Raw genomic sequence first — 18,872 nt, 5'->3', positions numbered from 1 at the left:
GGCATTGAGCCTACTGTTCATTGCTATTGCACTGTGCTCTCAAGGCCGAGAGGCCTCGTCTTCGGGCATCGCGCTGTGTATATTTCCTGCCTTACGGCTGCCACTGGCGTGGCACCGGAAATTTACAAGGCGCTCAACCCAAAGACTGGAAACACATTCACTCCGTGCTAGCAGACTTCAGTAATAAGTAGCTCAACAATGGAAAAAGCCCTTGGTGACTTGATGAAGCAGACTCCCCTCCTTGGACTCTAAAGGGAGCCCCTGCACCCTCAGGAGGGGTAAGGGAGGTTGGACCCTGTACATCAGGAAAAGCAAAGAAACTATGGACGTGCTTTAGGTGATTTGATATAACGCCATAGAAGGAGCTTCATGTGAGTGTTGTATCGTCCTACAAAAAACAAGGGCAGCTTTTATAAGTTGCCCTTGAAAAAATAGATGTATTATTGACTATCCTCTGCTTCGCTTTTCTGGTGCTTTGATAGTGAATTCCTGCGTTTTTGTGGTGCCGCCGGCTGTTTCTACCTCAACGGTATACTTGCCTGGCTGCAGGTATATTACTTTGTTCTCTGACGGCTTTACTTTCACGGCTTCGTCGCCTTCTTTCTTCGCACTGTTCAGGGCGGCTTCGTACGCTTTGGCGTTGGCTTCTGCTACAGATAAGTTGTAAGTCACATAATTAAGACCGCGTTCGCTCTGGTCCTGCATCTGCTGCAGTACCTGCCCCTTGTCTGTTCTGATGCGGATAGTAGTGTTGCCGGCGCTATTGGTGTAGAACGGAATGGCAAGCTCTGGTACTGTTGGTTCGCTCCAGGCGCCCCACTTCTGGCCCCAGCGCTCGTTATAGTTCACAGGCTTCAAGGTGAACAGGTGCAACTGCTGGTTCATGAGCTCTGGTGTTAGCTGCTGCAGATGTTCCACGTTTGACAGGTAAATTGAGCGCCCATGAGTACCTACTATCAGTTCATTCTCCCGTGGGTGTACCATTACATCATGCACTGCTACCGCTGGCATGCCTTTGCTCATAGCAGTGAAGGTCTTGCCCCTGTCCAGGGAAATGTACAGGCCGTGGTCAGTGCCCACATACAGCAGGTTTGGGTTCTTCGGGTCTTCCTTTACTACGTTTATCGCCTCCTGCGGCAGATTCGAGCCGATGCGCTCCCACTTCCTTCCATTGTCTTCAGACACGTACAGGTAAGGCGTGAAATCATCCCAGCGGTAGCCGTTCAGGGAAGAGTATACCCGGTCCTGCTGGTGATTGGAGGCCACTACCGTAGATACCCACAGGTTCTGCGGCAGTTTGTCAGAAATACGGCTCCACGTGTAGCCTCCGTCTTTCGACACCTGAACCACGCCATCATCCGAGCCGGTATACAGCAGCCCGAACCGCTTCGGCGATTCATCTATCGTTGTTATAGTGCCATAGCCGACATCTCCTTTTCGGCCTCCATTGGTTAAGTCGCCGGAGAGGGTTTCCATTTCTTCGCCCTGTTTCATCGAGCGGTGAAATTTATTGGAGCCAAAGTACAGGATGTCCTGGTTATGGCGGCTCAGGTGAATGGGAGCCTCCCAGTTAAACCGCAGTGGCGTTTCGCCTAGCTTGTGGCTTGGCTTGATAAACGTACGCTCGCCTGTTTGCTTGTTTAGGCGGGTGTAGTTACCGTACTGTGAGCCGAGGTATACAATATTGTTATCGCGCCAGTCTACCTGCACCATCATACCGTCTCCGCCGCCAATGCGCTCGTATGGGTACTTGCCTCTGCTTGTCCATTCCGTACTGTACTCGTAATTGCTGGGGCCGTACCAGGTACCGTTATCCTGCAGCCCGCCATACACATTGTAAGGCTTTGCCATGTCCACAGCTACTGAATAAAACTGACCCACAGCCGGGGCGTTGGCATAATGCCAGGTTTTGCCGTCGTCGTAGGTGATGTTAATACCGCCGTCATTTCCATTTATCAGGTAGCCGGGCCTGTCCGGACTTACCCACAGGGCCTGGTGGTCTGAATGCACATTGTCGCCTTCGATGTTGCGGAAGGTCTTGCCACCGTCTTCCGATAAAAGCAGCGGCACCCCCAGAATGTAAATCTTGTTCGGGTCAGTAGGAGCCACGCGCACCACGCCAAAATAGTAGCCGTAGCTGGAGTACATGTCGTTGATGAAATCGTCGTGGGTTTTCTTCCAGGATTTGCCGCCATCGTCGGTGCGGTATACTTCGGCACCCTTTACTTCAGAAGCATAAGTCTCTGCGATTGGGTCAGTGATGTAGGCTGTCAGGGCCTCAGGCTTTAAGGTGCCGCTCTTCACCTGGGCTTTCAAGCTCTTGGCTGTATACTCCTGCGGGAAACGGTTATTGTCAAGGAAAGCATTCAGACTCTTATCATCCAGCTTCAAAAATTCTTCCGCCGACATTCCCTTGAACAGGTCATTATCCAGCATTTCAGGCTTTTCACCATCATTCTGAATCGGGCGGCGGTCGTAATTATCCACCAGCGCATACATAATGTTGGGGTTGTCCGGGAACAGGCTCAGGCCGATCCGGCCTACATTCTCATTATCAGGGAATCCGCTGGCTGCTGTGCTGATATCATTCCAGGTATTGCCACCATCCGTTGATTTGAAGATACCAGAGGACTTGCCCCCTTCTACAAAATTCCAGGCGCGGCGCTCTCGGTGCCACATAGCCGCGTATACATTGTCTGGGTTTTTGGGGTCTACCTGCAGGTCAATGGCCCCTGTGTTCTCATCCAGGTACAGTGTCTTTTTCCACGTTTTGCCTCCATCGGTTGTTTTGTACACGCCGCGATCTTTGTTAGGCGAGTACAGGTGTCCGAGTGCTGCCACCCAGGCTGTATTTGGGTTTGACGGATGCAGGATGACCTTGCCGATGTGGTGCGTATCGTCGAGGCCCATGTGTTGCCAGGTTTTGCCTCCGTCGGTGCTCTTATATACTCCAACTCCTGAGTAGGAAGAGCGGCTTGAGTTACTTTCGCCTGTACCTATCCAAATCGTCTCGTTGTTCTTCCAGTCCACGGCTATGTCACCAATCGTCATCACCGCCTGCTCATCGAACAGGGGCTCGAAAGACAGGCCGTTATTAGTTGTTTTCCATAGGCCTCCTGAAGCAAAGGCAGCATAGAAGGTTGTCGGGTCAGTAGGAGATACTTCTAAATCAGTGATACGGCCGCTCATAATGGAGGGACCTATGTTGCGCAACGGCAGGTTACTCACTGGGGAAACCTGCTCCAGTTGCTGTCTTTTCTCGTAGGCCTGCAGCCTTTCCTTTGCGGGTGTGGCAGCGGGCTGCTTCGTTTTCTTCTGAGCCTGCGCAGTACCCCCAAGGGCTACCAGCAGCGCTACCGAGAGTATACGCTTTTGCATTGTGTTGAATTAAAATAAGTAAGGTATGACTCGTTTGAGTTTATAAAGCTAAGGATTTGCAGGGGAATTTGGAAGAAGAGAGGGTGTAGAGGTATATTGCAGAAGGCTTATTCACAGAATATGGAGGAAAATTATTATCTGCTGCCAGCGCAAACTTCCCTGTAGAGCAGGTCAAAGGTTGAAACAAGCCAACGTGAAAGCCTGGTATGTGTTCGCTAGCCATATTCTTCGTCTGGTGAAGCAACGCCGGCGCTTAGTTGCTTGGCTCTAAAACCTTCCCCTTACCGTCAGCATCAGGTTACGGCCGGGTGCGCTGATGCAGGAGGCAAAAACGCGGTAATAGCGGTCGGTCAAGTTCTCCAGGGCAACTTCATAGTTCAGCTGCTGTAGCTGGGCTGATGTAAGTATGCCGGTTTGGTAACCGATATAGCTAAAGCGAAGCTTCCTATCTGGAGAGGTTATATCGCTAATATCCGCTCGGCCTCTAGTATTTGTGCGGATACTGCCTGTGCTGGAAGTGCTGTTAATGGCAACACCTGTCAATGGTTGTAGCGTGGTTTTATCTATGACCCTTACCGTTTGTGCTATGCCCATGCGGCACAGTAACAATAGGATGGGCAACAGGTGTGGTAACTTCTTCATGATTGTAAATGCGGATACTCGCAGCAGGATAAAAGAATCTAAAACAGGGACAGGCAGCTTATAGAATCGGAGGGCTATAAGGAAGATGAACAAAACCTGAAACTAAGTTTTATCTCTCCCATAAACGCAAAAGTAGTGTATCCTCTTGAAATCCTGTATTCATCATCCTGACACATGTACTCTTTTCTACTACCTCTTCAGCTTCCGGATTCTTTTAGGGTAGAACCACAAGGTAAAGCCGGTAAAGGTAAGCACCAGCAGGCCCAGCCCCAGTATGTTCATCGTTATCAGCTTAAAAAGATCCCCGATGATGGAGCCATCGTGTATTTTCTCTATCCAATCAGAATGCCGTTGTGCCACCGACAGTACTTTGCCGTTACTGCCGTCTAGCTGTACCTCCCAGGAGCCTTCCAGGAAAAGGACCTTCACTATGCCCTTGTCAGGCCGTGCCTCTATGCGGTCGATGGGATTGGTGCTGATGCCTTGCGCTGAGTCGAGGGCAGCGGTGGCAAAAGTGGACATCTGAGACAAAGGTATCCACTGCTCGAGGTTAGGGGTTGCGCCCTTTTGTGTTGGCGGTTGCAGCAGGTCCACATCCTTTTTCCAGCCTAGCAAAACACCGGTTACGCTGCTGATTAAGACCAGCACCGCCAGCACCAGCCCGAGGTAGCGGTGATATACGCGGTAATTGCGCAGGGAGCCCGTCAGGTGGCCGATCTTCTTTTTTGCCGATGTAGTGTTATTCACGTTTCCTTCTGATGCTGTACTTGCTCCTCTTGTGATTCAGGCTTTCAATATCTTACAATAGCGCCACAATTCCAATTATGAACGGAGCTGCGGTCGATAACCATAGTTGTAACACCTTTGTGTGTTGTTAATGGCGTTGCTTGCAACCATTCATCCTGTTTTGTGCTCTTATGGGTAATAACTGTTAAAGAATACACGATGATGAATTACATTTATCCGGCACTGCTGACGTTGCTGATGCTACAGTGCCAGAATGAACAAGTAACCCAACCGAACCAACGCACCGATGAAGCAGTTGTAAGTGATGGGGTAAAATTCGGACAGGAATTTACGCTGGAGCGGTTTGAGCAGGCCGTTATTTATGGTGGAGAAGCACCGCGCCGCCTTCATGTGAACGCGCAGCAATTGGAAGATTCCCGTTGTCCTGCTAATGTTATGTGCGTGCAGTATGGCAAGGCAACGGTGGTGTTGTCAGCCTCTAACAGCCAGGGAGAAAACAAAAACATCGAGCTTTGCATCGGCGACTGTGGCGTAGGTGCTACTCGAAGCGCTCATACTGTACAAGCTACCGTAGGTGAGTCTCTTTACAGCTTTACATTAAAGGAAGTGCAGCCTTTTCCGGGTTTAGAAAAAAAAGGAGAAGGGAAAAGGGCTAGGCTGATAGTGGAGAAAGTGGGTGCTACTAAATAAATATTTAAAATTGCTACCATATAGGAGAGGGTATAAGTTTCTTTTTCAGTCATGTAAAAAAACACAAAAGCCCCTACAGCAGATGCTGTAGGGGCTTTTGCACATTAAGTTGCAAGACTTACTTTACAGAAGAAGTAGGAGAGGCCTGCGCCTTTTTCTCTTTCTTCTCAACACTGATAAAGTCAATGTTCTTCTCCTGTATCATTTTGTTCAGCGCCGGAATTTCCTGCTCTTTTACCTGCTTTAGTTGGTTTAGCTGCTCGTCAATCTGGGCAGTAACTTCTTTCTTAAAAGCGTAGGCTTGGTCAGTTGGCCGGAAGTCGCCGGAACTTACCTGGCCCACCAGGTTCGCCAGCTTGTTATTTAACCGGATAGGGTAGTTGAGTGGATCCTGTCCGCTGCGGTTTTTTGTCTGGTACAGGGCTTCCTCAATCTTCGTCATCTTCTTCTCCACGGCCTCCGCTGATTCTATAATGGGTTTGTAGGCATCATTTCCTTTCAGGTTGCCGGTAAGCGTCTTGATCTGGCCGCGCATGGTTCGAATGTCTTTGATGGCATCATGCGTCTCCGTCAGTTTGTTGCGCACGTCCATCAGGAAGTCGAACTGCGCCTTCAGGTCTTCCGGAGAAGCCTTGGTGCGTGGGTCCTGTAGGATCTCGAACTGCTTCTCCTGGCTCTCTTTGTTCACCGTTAGCTTTGCCGTATAGGTTCCGGGTATAGCTTTAGGACCTTGCGTGCCACCACCCCACAGAATCAGGTTATCGAACTTGCTGGCTTCCGGGTAGCGCATGTCCCACACAAAGCGGTTCAGGCCCTCTTTCACTTCCAGCTTATCGTTTTTCTCTTTGGCATTGCTGGTATAGCTGCGGATAAGCTTGCCATTCTGGTCCATAATTTCCAGCTGCACAACCGTTGCGGTATCAGGTTTGTGCGGCAGGTAGTAGTGTACCATCACGCCGCCCGGGTGATTCTGGCCGGCTGTTTTAGATGCGCTTCCGCTGCCGCCATCTATCTTGTAAGTGGCTTGTGGCTTATAAAGCTGGAACCTTGAATTCGCTGCGCTGGCCTCCAACTGATGCAGCGGAGCAAGGTCGTCAATCAGCCAGAAACCACGACCCTGTGTGGCGGCAATCAGGTTGTCGTTCTTGATGGTAAGGTCAGTGATGGACGCGAGCGGAAGGTTCTGCTGGAAAGGCTGCCAGTCCTTGCCATCGTTAAACGATAGGTACATGCCATACTCCGTACCGGCATACAGTAAGCCCGGGCGTTTCTGATCAGCACGTATTACACGGGTAAAGTGGTTTTCCGGTATACCGTTCGTGATCTTCGTCCAGTTCTTACCATAGTCAGTTACCTTGTACAGGTAAGGCCTGAAATCACCGGACTTATACATTGTAGCGGCGATATAGGCGGCTCCCTTTTGCGTTGGGTGCGGATCGATGCTGTTGATCATGATCCACACCGGCATGCTCTTCGGGGTGATGTTTGTCCAGTTCTTGCCACCGTCGCGGGTGATGTGGATCAGGCCATCATCTGATCCTGTCCAGATAACACCCGGTTCTAAAGCAGATTCATTGATGGCGAAGATAGTGCTATAGTACTCCACACTGGTGTTGTCCTTTGTTATCGGGCCGCCGGATGGGCCAAGCTTCGTTGAGTCGTTGCGAGTTAGGTCCGGGCTGATGGTCTCCCAACTCTGCCCCTCGTTATGGGTAACATGCACATGATTGGAGGCAGTGTATAGTTTGTTCGGGTCGTTTGGGGAGTACAGGATCGGGAAGTTCCACTGGAACCTGTACTTCATGCCTTCTGCACCGTGGCCCATCGGATTATCCGGCCATACGTTTACTACGCGACTCTGGCCGTTGCTGTGGTCGAGGCGTTCCAGGAAGCCGCCATAGTTACCGCCATACACTACCTCCGGGTTTGTAGGGTTTACGGCAATATGGGCACTTTCAGAACCTGCTGTTGTCTCCCAGTTATCTTCTGTGATAGCATATCCTGAAGAACGGTGGTCGATACGGATGGCGGAGTTGTCCTGCTGTGCACCATAGATGCGGTACGGGAAATGATTGTCTGTCACCACACGGTAAAACTGGCCTGTCGGCTGATTATCCATCGTGCTCCAGTTCATGCCGCCGTCAGCCGACACTTGTGCGCCTCCGTCGTTGGCAATGATCATCCGCGAAGGATTAGCCGGGTCTATCCAGAGGTCGTGGTTGTCGCTGTGTTGGGCGTAAGCGCTTTCAAATGTTTTGCCACCGTCTTTGCTTCTGTGGTATGCAACATTCAGCACATACACCACGTCCTCGTCTTTCGGGTCGGCATATACACGGGTATAGTACCAGGCCCGCTGGCGCAGGTTGCGGTCATCATTCACTTTTTTCCAGGTCAGTCCGCTGTCATCTGAGCGGAAAAGACCGCCCTCTTCAGCTTCAACCATGGCATACACCCGCTCCGGGTTTGCCGGTGATACTGCTACACCTATAATGCCGAGCGTTCCCTTTGGCAACCCTTCATTCTTTGATATTTCCTTCCAGGTATCACCTCCATCCGTGCTCTTCCAGATTCCGGAGCCGGGGCCACCAGACAACAAGCTGTGTGGTGTGCGGCGGATATTCCAGGTAGTGGCATACAGGTTGCGCGGGTTCGATGGGTCGATGATCAGGTCAACGGCTCCCGCATCTTTGTTCGCAAACAGTGTCTTCTTCCACGTCTTTCCGCCGTCAGTGCTTTTGAACACGCCACGTTCTTCGTTCGATTTATACAAATCGCCCATGGCAGCCACGTACACAATGTCCGGATTGTCCGGGTGAATGCGGATGCGGCCGATGTGTTTGGTGTCTTTCAGGCCTGTATGCTGCCATGTTTTACCGGCATCCACCGATTTCCACACGCCAAAGCCCGACGATACGTTACCGCGCACTGTTTTCTCGCCTTCGCCGACATAAATCACATTCGGGTCAGCCTCACTCACGGCTACTGCACCAATAGAACCTCCGAAGAAGCCATCTGAGATGTTATTCCAGGTAGCGCCGCCATCCGTTGTGCGCCACACACCGCCGCCTGCAGAGCCAAAGTAATACAGGTTTGGCTTGCCCGGCACACCCGTTGCCGTAGCAGAGCGCCCGCCCTTGTAAGGACCGATGGAGCGCCAGGTAAGTCCGTTGTACAGTTCCGGATCAACGGTAGCGGTGGTTGTTGACTTTTTGGATTTGGATTTTTGCCGCTGGGCCTCTGCCGGTTGCCCTGCCAGGAGCAAGGCCAGTGAGCCTGCCAGTAGCAGCCGTGGTTGTAATGCAGCGCGTAGTGCTGTTCGCATGTTGTTAGTTTTAAGATAATAGAGGTCAGTGTTTGTTGTTTAGCTTCTGCTAATTTTGTTTCAAGCCTCAGATTTAGACAAATTTAGCTTTAAATGCAAGAACAGGAATACGCGCCGGATGGTTCGTTATGCTAATAGGAGCTAGATTAAGCGTGTTATAATTATTATATGGGCTGCCTATAAGCTATCCTCAGCAGCATCTTTTATTATTGCATAACTTGAAGCGTTTGTTTGTAATCGCGCCTAAGCTGCCGTTGCAACAGCTTATCCAGCGACTCAAATGCAGCCTTTTCCATAGGTTTTGTCTGTGCTCTCTAGGCCGAGAGGCCTCGTCTTTGGGCATCGCGCTGCGTAACTGAAGCTGCCTTCGCTCTGCTCAGGCTGCCTCACTGCGTGCGGCACCGCAACATTTACAAGGCGCTCAACCCAAAGACTGGAAATAGCTTCACTTCGTGCTGACAAATTTAAAGGGCTTATAGGTGAAGAGAGTTTTGAGCTGTACCTGACTCTGCTTTTTACTTATAAATTTGGTTCTAGTCTCGAGTGAACTGGCCCCATTAAGGCTATATATCAGGGAAGGAGCTTGCTTATGCAAACCCTTCCCTGTTCGTTTTCCTGAAGTAGTGTGTGCTATACTGCTGAGGCTATTTCTAAAACCGGAACATCGAGCTTCTGCCGCCTACTTTGCCTCCGAAGTTGCGGATGTTGTAGGTGAAGGTAAGCATGCCGTAGCGGTTCAGCACTACTGTTTGCGTATCTTCGATAATGTTCTCCCGGATGTTTCTGTAGGCGTTCAGGTTCTGGTCCAGCACATCAAATACCGATAGCTTAAGCTGTGCCCGATCGTCTTTCATGAACAGGTACGTGACACTGCCGTTTAGCCTGCTGTAGTTGTTCTGAAGGCCAGGGGCCATGTTGGAGTTGTACCAATAGTCAAAAGTTGCCTCCCACACCAGCTTTTTAGGCAGCCGTATCACTATTTCAGACCGAGAAGTTTTAGTGTTAAACTTCAGGCTTCGGAAGGTATTGTCCTCATATGTACTTTGCTGGTGCCGCAGCGTAAAGCTCTGGTTAAACTCCACTTTGTCGTCCAGGTTCATTTTTGCATCCAGCGTTGGATTCAGGCTCCAGGTCTGACTAAAGCTCTGGATGTCGTTGAACAGGACCAATGTTCGTGTATAGGAAGCCCATATGGAGCCTCCGATAGAATACTGCCTGTTGTTGTCATACTTGAAATCTTTCAGGAAACGGGCACTGCTATTTATCCGCCAGTTACCATCAGTGTTTACCGGCCGGGATGTCTGCACACCAAACGCATCTATCGTACGCTGGCGCGTAACGGCATCATTGCTGATTTCACCGTTCATGTACACGCTGTAGTTGAGCGAGCGTTTGGTGTCGTACTTCCTATAGTTCAGGTAGATGGAGTTTGATACAGAAGGCTTCAGTTCCGGATTTCCATAGTTAATAAACAGAGGGTTTGTATTGTCAATAACCGGCTGCAGATCAGTTGCATTTGGCTCTCTTAGGTTAACGTTGTAGCTCAGGTAGAATGATTTCCAGTTAACATTCAGCGTCGGAAACACATAAAAGAAGTCCTGCTTTATAGTTGGGTTCTTCTGGAAGGTGTTGGTGATATCCAAGGAAGTAAATCGAACAGCTGGCTGCACCGTAAGCTCTTTTATCTTCCATTTGATGCCTGTTGTCAGGTAATTTCTCCAGCCAGTGCGCTTTAGCTCATTCGATAGGCCCGGTACCAACAGCGTGTATTCGTCTGTCTCTGGATCTGCATCATACGTCTGCAGGGCGTTTTTATCATCAAAGTATTCAGAGTTCAGGCGGAAAACAGCACTAACATTCTTAGAGATAGGCTCATTATAAGACGCTGAATTGTTGATTTTGGTGCTATAGGTATCGTTGTCGCGGAGCTGATCCAGAAGCGTTATGGCTGGCTCAGGCCTGAAAAAGATGTTCTCAGCATTATTTACCTGGTCCTGCAGGATGGTGCTGTACTCATAAGTGCCGTAGTAAGTGAGGTTCCTGCCTTTCTTCCGGAAGTTCCGGCTCAGCGTTAAGTCATTCCCCAGCGTCAGGGTGTTGTTATTGTAGAACTGGGTGTTATTGCTTTCATTTATCAACTCCGGAAAGTTGCCATACGTGTTGGTGAAAGCAATCTGGTTTGAGCTGATGTCAGCAATTGTCACCACAGGTGTTACACTCAGATCAGTTAAGGTATCTATCTTCCAGTCAAGCTTTCCGCCAATTCTGTGGCTGGTGCTCTTGCTGAACTGGTTCCTTACCCTGCGCGAAGTAATGGTGTCTTCATCCACCAGTTGAGAGGAGTTGGTAATCTGCCTCAGGTCAGCATCGATGCCACCCAGGAAGTACTGCAGGTTTAGTGTGATGCCGTTATTAAACACCGTATTAAAGTTGGCACCGCCACCCGACGACTGCTGTATGCCTTCTTCTGTTCCGCCAAAGGATATACCATTCAGGGCAAAGCCGCCGTCACTTCTTATCATAACAGAGTTGAAGCCGCTTCTGTCAAAGCCACCGATTCGGGAGATATCCTCGAAGCCAAAACCCGGGCGGTTTAGGTTGTTGGAGTAACCCAGTACGCTTACCTGCATCGTGTCCCGGAACATATTCAATATACCGCCTCCTTCGTAGCGATCGTCTGTTCCGGCACCACCATACAACTTCCCGAACAAGCCTTTCTTCACACCTTTCTTAAACTTCAGGTTAATGACCTGCGGAATGTCCATCTCGGGCATATCCGGATCACGGCGCAAAGCCTCCGGGTCGTTCATGACCTGTACTTTCTCGATGACGTTTGCCGGCAGGTTACGGCTGGCAATTTTCGGGTCGCTGCCAAAGAACTCTTTGCCATCTACCAGTATCTTGCTTACCGCCTTGCCATTCACCATGATGTTGCCGGAATTATCTACACTTACACCGGGCAGCTTCTTCAGCAAGTCCTCTACAAGTGCTGTGGGTAAGGTTTTAAAAGAAGCAGCATTAAATTCTACCGTATCATTCCGTACCAGTATGGGTGGTGTCTCGGCCACAATCAGTACCTCACTCAGTAGCGTGCTGGATGCAGCCATCTTGACTTCCCCCAGATTAAGTATGGGCTGAGCTGCGGTAAGTGTAAACTCATGCCTGTACACTCCATAGCCCATCATGGTAATAATAGCTCTAAGGCGGCTCTCCAGCGGCAGGCCCGGAATCTTAAAAATACCGTTGTCATCACTCATCCTGAACGTAATCAGGGTGGTGTCCTGCGCATTATATACAGAGACTGTCGCATAAGACAAAGGCTCTTTACTAGTTTCATCTGATATCTTACCTGCCAGTTCGCCTTTGGCATTTTGTGCATGGGCGAGCATAGGTAGCGTGGCTGTAAACAGGAGTAGGAGGAGAGGAAGAAGATGCTTCATAGTTTATGGGGCTCATCGTGCTGGAGGCACTTGAATATAGTCTCGGCTTAATTATTTAATATTACAGAAAAAGATGGCTCTATCTACTATAAAGAAAGCATTTTAACGTTTATTTAACGTTTAGACATTTAAGAGTAAAGGGTTGGTATTGTGCAGGAAGCGCGAAAGGAAGCCTGCAATACAATGGACGTTCCGGATTTGATGAGAATATAATGCTGAGGTTCTCTCTGTGGCTTTATAAAGGTGGCAAAAATAAAAAAGCCCGACCCCTTACAGGTCAGGCTTTCAGACTTTAATGTAGCATCTGCTTTTATCTAGTGCTTCTCCAATTTGATTCTTAGAAAAGAAAAGTAAATGGGGAATCGTCCCTTTGAAGAGACTACAGGGGTGTTACGAACTGACGAATTGGCAGAAGCAAAACCAATTTAACAATCCAGCAAATGTAAACACCCCTCTTGCTCCCCTCAAGGGGAGAGTTTACGCTTATAATTACCTTGGCCAGGCATTAGATGCTTTTTGATGAAGTTTACAGTCAGTTGTTGTGCTTCTTTAGCAAAGTTCAGCTTTATATTTCGGGTTGCTGGGGTTCGTAAAGGCGTAGTCGGCGTCGTGGATTTTTACTGTTAGTTCTTCACTGATTTTTTCCACGCTTAGCCTACTTATTGTTTTTGGGCTTCTGCCTTTGGTTTCGGTTCAGCCTGCGGCTTTTTCCTGGTGCGGCTTTTTGGCTTGTCCTTGCGTTTTACATACACAGCAGAGGGGCCTTTGTCATCCTCTTTCCGGATGGTGAAAAGGTCTTTCTGCGCCTTGATGAGCTGCAGCAACTGCCCGTAGCCAAAGGTGCGTGGGTCAAAGCTGGGATCCAGTTGGCGCAGGTTCACGCCCATCACGCCCAGGTGCGCCCATCCATCCTCGTCCTCTGACATCACAAATGCCTCTTTCAGGAGCGGTACCGGGTTAGGCGAACTTTTACTTGTGCTGCTATCCGGCTCTTTCTCAGCTGCGGCTATTTTCTTATCGTCTATGGTATCTACCAGGTTCTCTGTAAAAATGAATACGTTACAGGCATTCACGAAAGGCTTTGGCGTCTTTCGCTGGCCAATGCCCATCACAAAAATGCCTGCCTCGCGTATGCGAGTGGCCAGCCGGGTATAGTCGCTGTCGGAAGACACAATGCAGAAGCCGTTCACGAACTCGCTGTGCAGCAAATCCATAGCATCTATGATGAGGGCACTGTCGGTGGCATTCTTCCCTACGGTGTAACGGAATTGCTGTATCGGCTGGATAGCGTGGTTGTTCAGGCAGTCTTTCCAGCCGTTCATTTGAGGGGTGGTCCAGTCGCCGTAAATGCGCCGGATGGTCGTGGCGCCGTATTTACCGGCTTCGGCCATCAATTTAACAATCAGACTTGGCTGCGCATTATCGCCATCTATAAGCATGGCCATGCGCGAAGGTTTTTTTTCTCTTACTGAGTTTTTCATGTGTAAGGGTTGCGTACAGGTGCAGGAAAGCACCTTCTTGTTCTTTGTGGTTTTCTTATATTGTTATACTGCTATTATCACTAGAGGTTGTTATCGCCATTCCCTGCCATCAGTATAATTAAAACTTTTATATTTGTTTGAACGCTATGGCAGCAGCTTTATTAGGTAATAAAATGACCGGAAGGAGCTGCCAGCGGCACAGTATAAAACAAGCAGGCACCGACAAAGAAGAACATGATAAAATTAAAAGCAATATTATTCGCTATGGGAGTATCTTTAGTGGCCGCGCTGGGTACGGCAAAAGCGCAGGTATTTAAGGCAGAGGAGCCGCTGGCACACACGTACTCCATCGTAGCCCGCGACCCGAAAACAGGAGAGATGGCCGTAGGTGTGCAGAGCCACTGGTTTTCGGTGGGTACCGCAGTGCCCTGGGCGGAGGCTGGGGTAGGTGCAGTAGCCACCCAATCCTTTACAAACAAGTCTTTCGGTCCGAAAGGACTGGCGCTGTTGAAAGAAGGTAAATCTCCGGAAGAAGCGCTAGCCATACTTTTGGCTGATGATGAAGCACGGGAGGTACGACAGGTAGCCATCATAGATGCGCAGGGCAGGGTGGCAGTGCACACCGGGAAGCAATGTATCCGCTATGCCGGCGACATCACGGGTAAAAACTTCTCTGTGCAGGCCAACATGATGCTGAACGATAAAGTATGGCCTGCTATGGCAAAAGCCTTTGAAAGAAGCGAAGGGCAACCGCTGGCAGAGCGCGTATTGCTGGCGCTGCAGGCCGGCGAACAGGCTGGCGGCGACATCCGGGGCAGGCAGTCAGCAGCCTTAGTGGTAGTGCCAGGGCAGAAAGTGGAGCCTTGGGAGAATGAAACCATCAACCTCCGTGTAGATGATGCCGAGCAGCCGCTGGACGAACTGGCCCGCCTCCTGAAAGTGTACCGCGCCTATGAGCACATGAACAAAGGCGACGTGGCGGTAGAGAAGGGGCAGATGCAACTGGCAACGCAGGAATATGGCGCAGCCGAGGCCATGTTTCCAAACAACCTTGAGATGAAGTACTGGCACGCCATAACGCTGGCCAACAATGGGCAGGTAGAGCAGGCTGCCAAAATGCTGCGTGAGATATACAAAAAAGACGAAAACTGGCGTGAACTCACCAGCCGCTTACCCGAAGTAGGCCTGCTAACTGTAAGCAAGCAGAACATGGAAAAGCTGATGCGGATAAAGTAACAACGATAGGTGAAATTGAGGAATAATGACTTGATGGAAGAACAACCTTAATTTAATTCTAATAGCTACGCAGCAGACAAGGTAGCCAAGTGCACGATTCGACACTCCACTGTCCGAGCGTTCAGCGAGTTTGGAGGGTCTTGATTCTTTTGCTTACTTTTCTCATCAAGGAGAAAAGTAAGGCCCAGCCGGCGAGGCAAAAAGACTGCAAAGAATCTTAGAGGTGATATTAATTCCATCGCTACAGTCAAGGTACTTTCATCAATATCAAATCAAAAGCGGCAGAAACTAATTTCTGCCGCTTTTGATTTTACTGTGCAACTGAATGTCAAGCTGCAGATGTTTACTCGTTCCAGTCATTGATTAAAATTTAGTAACTTATAGCCGCAAAAAACACAATCACTATATATCCAATTCACAAAAGATAAATGCTAACCCAAAAGAACCTGCGCAGCCTGCTGCTGGCTGCGGCAACGGCGCTCTCCCTGCCGGCAATGGCACAACAAAATTACGTATCCGATTCATTCACAATCAAAAAGATATACAACGAAGCCTTATCCAGCACAGAAAGCTACGAGAACCTGCGCTACCTGACGAAGAAGATTGGCGCTCGCCTGAGCGGATCGCCACAGGCAGCGGCGGCGGTGGAATGGAGCCGCCAGGTAATGGAGAACATGAACCTGGACACGGTGTACCTGCAGGAAGTGATGGTGCCTTACTGGGTGCGTGGAGACAAAGAAGTAGGCCGCGTCTACAATTCTAAACTAATGGGCACTATAGATATGAACATTGCGGCGCTAGGTGGCACGGTGGGTACAGGGAAGAAAGGAATGAGTGCTGAGGTGATAGAGGTACAGAATTTTGAGGAACTGGAGAAACTGGGCAGGAAGAAAGTGAAGGGTAAGATTGTGTTCTTCAACCGCCCTTTCGATAACACACATGTACAAACTATGGCTGCTTACAGTGGTGCCGTAGACCAGCGTGGCGGCGGTCCGGCGGCGGCAGCTAAACTCGGTGCCGTGGGTGTGCTGGTACGCTCTATGACAAACGATATTCAGGAGGTGCCCCATACAGGCAGCACCCGCTATGAGGAGGGCGTGCAGCAGATTCCTGCAGCAGCTATCAGCACAAAGCACGCAGAACAGCTCAGCAGCCTGCTGAAAGATGACCCGAACCTGAAGTTCTACATGCGCATGACCTCAGAGACGCTGCCGGATGTGCTGTCTTACAACGTGATTGGAGAACTAAGAGGCACTGAAAAGCCTGATGAAATCATAGTAGTGGGTGGCCACCTTGACTCCTGGGATATAGGCGAAGGTGCCCATGACGATGGTACCGGTTGTATGCAGTCGATTGAGGTGCTGCGCCTTTTCAATGAATTGGGTATAAAACCAAAGCGTACGGTACGGGCGGTACTGTTCATGAACGAGGAAAACGGATTGCGCGGCGGACACAAGTATGCTGAAGTAGCAAAGGCTAAAGGAGAGAAGCATATTGCCGCTATCGAATCGGATGCTGGTGGCTTTACACCGCGTGGCTTTGGCATTGACGGCACAGATGCCCAGTACTCTAAAGCCCTCACCTGGAAAGCACTGCTGGCTCCATACGGCCTGCACGACCTGACCCGTGGCGGCGGTGGCGCCGATATCGGCCCTCTGAAAGGACAGGGTACCGTGGCCCTTATAGGTTTCCGCCCCGACTCACAGCGCTATTTTGACTACCACCACACAGAAATTGACACATTTGAGCAGGTGAACCGCCGCGAGATGCAGTTGGGTGCTGCTTCGATGGCGACTCTAGCCTACCTGATTTCTCAGTATGGGTTATAGTTGGTTTGAAGATGCGGTGATATGATAGTTGCGGCAACTTTTATTTTTTTATTTGAAAGTAAGGATCCTATAACATTCCTGTCATCCTGAAAGGATCTTGGTTAAAGGGAGGTTAAGCTTTCGCTGAAATAAAGCAACAGCTTTAATCATTATAAAACAGAAGAACTGTTCACCCGAAAGGGTGCTTCTCTTTGAGAAATGAGGGTATAATTATAAGAGCCAGTCCAGCATGTATAGCGGGGCTGGCTCTTTTACATAGTCATTCAGTCGAATCACAACAAATGATTTTGTCTAAGCTATCGTAGCGGCTGCTTATCCAGCGACTCATAAATATCCTTTTTCATAGCTTGCTACGTGCGCTCCACTCCCGCAGGGGCGCGTTTTTCCGTTCAGCGCTATGTAAATAAAGCTGCCATCGCCCCGCTGCAGGCTGCCTCACTGCGTTCGGCACCGCATTATTTACAAGGCGCCTTCCGGAAAAACTGGAATCACTTTTCCTTTGAACTGGCAATACTGATTTTTGGATGCTAGAATTTATTCAGTTGCTGTTACCATGGTAGAAGCAATTACTACGGTAGTAGCAAAGAACTGTCGCCGTAGCTCAGGAAGCGGTAGCCGTTCTGCAGGGCGTGCTGGTATACCTTGCGCCAGTCTTCCCCGATGAGGGCGGAAACCAGAAGCAGCAGCGTGCTTTCCGGCTGGTGGAAGTTAGTGACCAGGCCATTGCAAATCCGGAAGGTATAGCCGGGGGCAATGATGATTTGCGTGCTGGCGTGCAGGTAATTGGTGCCTTGCCGTTCCATGTATCCCAGCAATGCCTCCAAGGCTGCGGATGCGGCAGGTGGTTCTTTTGTTTCATAGGCCTGCCATTGGCTTACCTGCAGTTCTTTTATAGGTAGCGCTGGCTGTTGCAGCACTTTTGCGCCAAGCCAGTACAGACTCTCCAGCGAGCGCATGCTGGTGGTGCCCACCGGTATAATGGGGTTACCCAATTGCTTTAACAGGCGCTGCAGCAGTGGTTTTGTGAGGTAAAGCTGCTCGGCATGCATTTCGTGGGCCTCCATTACATCGGCTTTCACGGGCCTGAAGGTGCCGGCGCCCACGTGCAGCGTCAGGTAAGCAGCCATGATGTTCTGCTTCTGCAGGCTCGCTATCACGCGGTCAGTGAAGTGCAGCCCTGCCGTTGGGGCGGCCACGGCACCCTGCTGGTTGGCGTAAATAGTTTGGTAGCGGGTATGGTCGTCGGGGGTGAGTTCGCGGTTGAGGTAGGGGGGCAGGGGCAGTTTGCCGCACCGCTCCAGCAGTTCGGCAAACGTTAGCTCCCACGGTTCCCACGTGAAACGTATCAGGAAATGCCCTTCCTGCTGCGCCTCACGCTCTGCCTGCAGCATGCCGCCGTCAAAGCGCAGTTTCACAGGTCCGCTCTTCCAGCGTTTGTTGTTACCCACAAGGCATTTCCACACGCAATTGCCCGTTTGCTGCATGGCCAGTTGCACCTCGCGGTAGGGAGCCACAGGCTCCAGGCAGAAAATCTCCACCGCGCCGCCCGTCTCTTTCTGAAACAGCAGGCGTGCTTGCACTACTTTTGTGTCATTAAAAACCAAAAGTGTGTGCGGTGGCAGCAGATGGGGCAGGTCTGTGAATGTGCGGTCTTCCAGCTGGCCCTGGCGGTAGTGCAGCAGCTTAGAATGGTCGCGCTCCGGCAGCGGGAACTTTGCAATGCGCTCCTCTGGCAGCTCGTACACAAAATCCTTTATCGCCAGCTTCTTCGGGTCAATCATGGTAATCGTGTTGGTAATGTCAAGGCAAAGGTAGCGCTTGTTTCGAAAACTGTATTAAACAAGATGTATACGTTATCTAGAAAGTGCTCCCGTGAAGACATAATTAGGCTACTTCTGTTCTGAGTCCCAGCGGGACCTGTTTGTAGATAGATGCCTCTAAAAGCATCGTAGCACAGTAGGAGCGACCTGTTATTATATTTACAGGTCGCTCCTACTGTGCTACGGCTCAATTCTGGTAATTGCTATCTACAGGTTGTCCCGCCGGGACTACTTTGAACAAGCTTTGATAGCAGCCCCTGCGGCTTTTCTTTTATTTCTCAGGGCTG

General features: G+C 50.1%; 10 protein-coding genes. 3 read left to right on the top strand and 7 right to left on the bottom strand.

All coding sequences use genetic code 11. From position 1 onward, the window contains the following. Positions 1-447: 447 nt before the first annotated feature. The 3 genes from ACFS7Z_RS18365 to ACFS7Z_RS18355 form a co-directional block, all read right to left on the bottom strand. Positions 448-3,378, bottom strand: a complete 2,931-nt coding sequence (locus tag ACFS7Z_RS18365) for a WD40/YVTN/BNR-like repeat-containing protein (RefSeq protein ID WP_377487664.1) — start codon at positions 3,376-3,378, stop codon at positions 448-450. A gap of 267 nt (positions 3,379-3,645) precedes the next feature. After that, the gene (locus ACFS7Z_RS18360) at positions 3,646-4,020 is read right to left on the bottom strand and encodes a hypothetical protein (protein ID WP_377487662.1); all 375 of its coding nucleotides are present in this window, start codon (positions 4,018-4,020) and stop codon (positions 3,646-3,648) included. Positions 4,021-4,209: 189 nt separating this feature from the next. Beyond that, positions 4,210-4,767 carry a PepSY domain-containing protein gene (locus ACFS7Z_RS18355; RefSeq protein ID WP_377487660.1) on the bottom strand — a complete coding sequence of 186 codons (558 nt, stop codon included), beginning with the start codon at positions 4,765-4,767 and terminating at the stop codon, positions 4,210-4,212. Between the two features lie 198 nt (positions 4,768-4,965). Between ACFS7Z_RS18355 and ACFS7Z_RS18350 the strand changes: the two genes are divergently transcribed. Next, on the top strand, positions 4,966-5,457 hold the full coding sequence (locus ACFS7Z_RS18350) for a hypothetical protein (protein WP_377487658.1): 492 nt from the start codon (positions 4,966-4,968) through the stop codon (positions 5,455-5,457). 118 nt (positions 5,458-5,575) lie between these two features. Here the strand turns inward: ACFS7Z_RS18350 and ACFS7Z_RS18345 are convergent, their stop codons facing one another. The 3 genes from ACFS7Z_RS18345 to ACFS7Z_RS18335 all read right to left on the bottom strand — a co-directional run bounded on the left by ACFS7Z_RS18345 (position 5,576) and on the right by ACFS7Z_RS18335 (position 13,700). Then, positions 5,576-8,779, bottom strand: coding sequence for a WD40/YVTN/BNR-like repeat-containing protein (locus ACFS7Z_RS18345; protein WP_377487656.1), 3,204 nt, complete (start codon positions 8,777-8,779; stop codon positions 5,576-5,578). A gap of 650 nt (positions 8,780-9,429) precedes the next feature. Continuing rightward, a complete protein-coding gene (locus ACFS7Z_RS18340; protein WP_377487654.1) occupies positions 9,430-12,219 on the bottom strand; it encodes an outer membrane beta-barrel protein in 2,790 nt (929 codons plus the stop codon). A 659-nt stretch (positions 12,220-12,878) separates the two neighbouring features. Further along, entirely contained in the window at positions 12,879-13,700 is an 822-nt protein-coding gene (locus ACFS7Z_RS18335) for an NYN domain-containing protein (protein ID WP_377487652.1), read from the bottom strand. 264 nt (positions 13,701-13,964) lie between these two features. Here ACFS7Z_RS18335 and ACFS7Z_RS18330 point away from each other — a divergent pair, with 264 nt between their 5' ends. Both ACFS7Z_RS18330 and ACFS7Z_RS18325 read left to right on the top strand, forming a co-directional pair. Beyond that, positions 13,965-14,936: a DUF1028 domain-containing protein gene (locus tag ACFS7Z_RS18330; RefSeq protein WP_377487731.1), complete on the top strand. Its 972-nt coding sequence runs from the start codon at positions 13,965-13,967 to the stop codon at positions 14,934-14,936. Positions 14,937-15,364: 428 nt separating this feature from the next. Beyond that, a complete protein-coding gene (locus ACFS7Z_RS18325; RefSeq protein ID WP_377487650.1) occupies positions 15,365-16,765 on the top strand; it encodes a M20/M25/M40 family metallo-hydrolase in 1,401 nt (466 codons plus the stop codon). Between the two features lie 569 nt (positions 16,766-17,334). On the opposite strand, the gene ACFS7Z_RS18320 is transcribed toward ACFS7Z_RS18325, so the two are convergent. Further along, positions 17,335-18,546 (bottom strand): S-adenosylmethionine:tRNA ribosyltransferase-isomerase, encoded by a 1,212-nt coding sequence (locus ACFS7Z_RS18320; RefSeq protein ID WP_377487648.1) that lies wholly within the window; start codon positions 18,544-18,546, stop codon positions 17,335-17,337. Between the last annotated feature and the right edge of the window lie 326 nt (positions 18,547-18,872).

Origin of the sequence: Pontibacter toksunensis, assembly GCF_042686245.1 — a bacterium.
GTDB classification, from domain to species: Bacteria; Bacteroidota; Bacteroidia; order Cytophagales; family Hymenobacteraceae; genus Pontibacter; species Pontibacter toksunensis.
Note: the sequence above shows the minus strand (reverse complement) of the source record. Positions and strands in the feature narration are given on the sequence as shown.